4 protein-coding genes and 1 pseudogene are annotated in these 2,934 nt (G+C 57.5%); 2 read left to right on the top strand and 3 right to left on the bottom strand.

Annotated features, from left to right (window positions below; translation table 11 throughout):
- Positions 1 to 177 precede the first annotated feature (177 nt).
- From G6N73_RS35145 to G6N73_RS35135, 3 genes are all read right to left on the bottom strand, one after another.
- Complete coding sequence (locus G6N73_RS35145; RefSeq protein ID WP_165034462.1) at positions 178 to 744, bottom strand: DUF1003 domain-containing protein; 567 nt, start codon at positions 742 to 744, stop codon at positions 178 to 180.
- 61 nt (positions 745 to 805) lie between these two features.
- Positions 806 to 1,405 (bottom strand): NAD(P)H:quinone oxidoreductase, encoded by a 600-nt coding sequence (wrbA, locus tag G6N73_RS35140; RefSeq protein WP_165034461.1) that lies wholly within the window; start codon positions 1,403 to 1,405, stop codon positions 806 to 808.
- A gap of 128 nt (positions 1,406 to 1,533) precedes the next feature.
- Positions 1,534 to 1,926: a type 2 periplasmic-binding domain-containing protein gene (locus tag G6N73_RS35135; RefSeq protein ID WP_165034460.1), complete on the bottom strand. Its 393-nt coding sequence runs from the start codon at positions 1,924 to 1,926 to the stop codon at positions 1,534 to 1,536.
- Between the two features lie 137 nt (positions 1,927 to 2,063).
- Between G6N73_RS35135 and G6N73_RS35130 the strand changes: the two genes are divergently transcribed.
- Together G6N73_RS35130 and G6N73_RS35125 are read left to right on the top strand one after the other, a co-directional pair.
- Positions 2,064 to 2,537, top strand: coding sequence for a transposase (locus tag G6N73_RS35130; protein ID WP_165034459.1), 474 nt, complete (start codon positions 2,064 to 2,066; stop codon positions 2,535 to 2,537).
- A gap of 257 nt (positions 2,538 to 2,794) precedes the next feature.
- Positions 2,795 to 2,934: pseudogene (locus G6N73_RS35125) on the top strand (integrase core domain-containing protein); the annotation flags it as partial.

Below are 2,934 nucleotides of genomic sequence, written 5' to 3'. Positions count from 1 at the left end.
GGACAGGCCAGTAGTCGACAACATGCTGACCTGGCGGAATACGATCGGAGTCGTCTCTTCCGGGAATTCGGCCGGTAAAACCTCTGGTAACCATGGTGTACTCCTTTGCATTGTTGTCGGTCGCTCGGCCAATATGACTGCTTGTTCTTGGGTCTGCAGCAATGCCGATATTTCGGGCTATGGAGTGGTGTCTATCTGTTCGACGGCTCCGGCGAAGTCGGCTCGGTCAGGCTGCCGCGTTTGCACAAGTTGATCAGTCAGAGATTTGACGGCCTCGGTCAGCATGAAGACCTCCTGCGCACGAAGCTCATCGATCTTTTCGTGCAAGAGCTCGATTTCTAGTTCGGCCTTGACGTTGATCCTATAGTCGTTTTCTGCCGCCCTTCGATCGATACCTTGTTGCCTGTTCTGATTCATCATGATGATCGGCGCTGCATAAGCAGCCTGAAATGAGAGCGCCAGGTTCAATAGGATGAACGGATAGGGGTCCCAACTTCTTGCCGCGGCGACGAGGTTAATCGAAACCCACGCGACGAGGAGGGCGGTCTGGACAATGATAAACTTCCAGGAGCCCATGACGCTTGCGACGGTGTCCGCCACGCGTTGACCCGCTGTGAGCGGCTCCATCGGATCACAGTGGTCGGTCGGATGGAGCCGCAATGAGCGTCGCAGCCGCCGCAATTCGGCGAGCAGTTCACGCTCGGTGGGCTCCATGTTGTCGACTTCCGGTTCTACGGCCTCCATGGCCCCGCTCCTAGCCCGCTCGTCAGTCGAGGTGTCCAATCAACCGTTTTGGGGAGACCCTCTAGCCGTGAAGCTTGGCGGCAACTTCCGCAATGGTTCGCCCCTGGTAACGAGCTCCGGCAAGCTCATTTTCGCTGACCTCACGCTTGCCATCGGGACCAGCGACCGTCGTGGCGCCGTAAGGAGCACCGCCAGTGATCTCGTCTACGTTCATTTGACCGGCAAAGCCGTAGTTTAGCCCCACGACGGTCATGCCGAAGTGGAACAGATTCGTGATGATCGAAAGCAGCGTCAGTTCCTGACCACCATGCTGTGTCGCCGATGAAGAGAACGCGCCGCCTACTTTTCCATGCAAGGCACCCTTTGCCCACAAGCCGCCGGCCTGATCGAGGAAGCTTGCCATATGGGACGACATACGGCCGAAGCGAGTGCCCGTACCGATGACGACAGCATCATAGTTCGCGAGGTCTTCGATCGTCGCAACCGGAGCGCTCTGATCAAGCTTGTAACCGGCCGCTTTGGCTGCTTCCGGCGAGAGGAGTTCTGGGACGCGCTTGACGTCGACGGTTGCCCCCGCCTCGCTCGCGCCGGACGCGATTTCATGCGCTAATTTCTCGATATGTCCATAGGACGAGTAGTAAAGGACGAGTACCTTGGCCACGATTGGATCCTTATCGTTGGAACAATTCATTCGACTGGCCTCGACGGGTGCGCAGGTTACTTGCAGCGCAAAGTAGCTCTCGGCACTCTTGCGAGATTTCAGCGCCGCATCCGTTCCAGTCGGTGCGTTTATTGAGTAAATTCGGGAGCCATTCGGGTAAAGCTATCGTATCCATAACCGGGAGGAATGCGCCGTTTAGTCTGGGTCGAATCTCCGCGACGAGGAATTCCGTGAATGGGCGCAGCGGGCTTGATGGTCTTTCCGCTCACGAACAATGCATTGCCGCCTTCAGCGATTGTCACTGCCAACTGACTTTGCACAAGGACGGACGCAACACGCTCGTCCTGGCGAAACGAGAACGTCGGTGAGAGATGGGCACGACTGATGATCATTGCGTGGTGTGCAAGATCCGACGGCATCAACGGTGTGCCGTGCTCTCTTAGGGCGGCAAGCGGGTCGGTGAGCTCAAGCCGCTCCTCCACATCGTATTGTCCGCGGGTCACGCGCTTCAAGACGAGCATTGGCACTGCACCGGAGCCTCTGCTTTTGAGTCCTGCGTTAATTACGATGAAGAGTCGTATATTCGGCGGTGTTGACAAAGCGCGTAAGTTCTTGATGCTGCACTAGAGAACAGATGTTGACATCGTAGGAGTGTCTCATGGCCGACCTCAAGCAAACCGAGACAAACCAGGCACCAGGCGAGGTGCCCGCACAGACACCTGATGTCAAGCAAAAGGCGCCGAAGCCGACGAAGCGAACGAGGCAGCAGAAAGGCGCTGTACGAACCAGTGCCGCCAAGTCTGGCCAGCAGGCGACTTCACCTAAAGCGGGCGCTTCCCCGACACCCCGAACAGCGCGGAAAATATACTCCGAGAAGGAGCGGGCCCAAAAGCTCGGTGAGATCGAAAAGCAGATCGGACGGGGAGCGAGCATCAAGGCCGCGGTTCAGAAAGCCGGAATATCGCAACAAACTTATTCTCAGTGGAAGAAGGCTGCCGGGCAGACTACACCGAGCGAGGAGCTCAAGGGTCTGGTGAAACTCGAAGAAGAGAACACCCGTCTGAAGAATCTTCTCGCCGACCGGCTTCGGAAGGAAAATGCCGACCTCAAGAAGAAGCTAGGGCTTGCTTGAGCCTGTCCGGGAGGCCAAAGCTGGGTCGTTCGCATCGTGCTGAATGCTTTTGTGCTGCCTATGTTTCGGTGCGGCGGGCCGCAGCTGTTCGGAATCGCGCAATGCTTCGGCAGCGATCTCTCTCAGCCGCGCAGTGAAGATCTCGCGGCGTAGCGCCATCGAATCCGAACCGGCCAAGGTGATCGATCTTGGTTGCTCTTATGGGGTCAATGGCGCGCTTCTCAAATATGGACGTTCGACGGATGAACTATACCGGCTCTACGGACGGGCGCGGCCGCTGGATGGACAATGTCTCATCGAGCGGCTGTGGCGCAGCCTCAAGTACGAATGCGTCTTTCTCAATGCCTTCGAGACCGGCAGCGAGGCGCGCGGCGGTATCGGTTCCTGGCTCGACTAC

The organism is Allomesorhizobium camelthorni (assembly GCF_011045125.1).
GTDB lineage: Bacteria > Pseudomonadota > Alphaproteobacteria > Rhizobiales > Rhizobiaceae > Allomesorhizobium > Allomesorhizobium camelthorni.
Note: the sequence above shows the minus strand (reverse complement) of the source record. Positions and strands in the feature narration are given on the sequence as shown.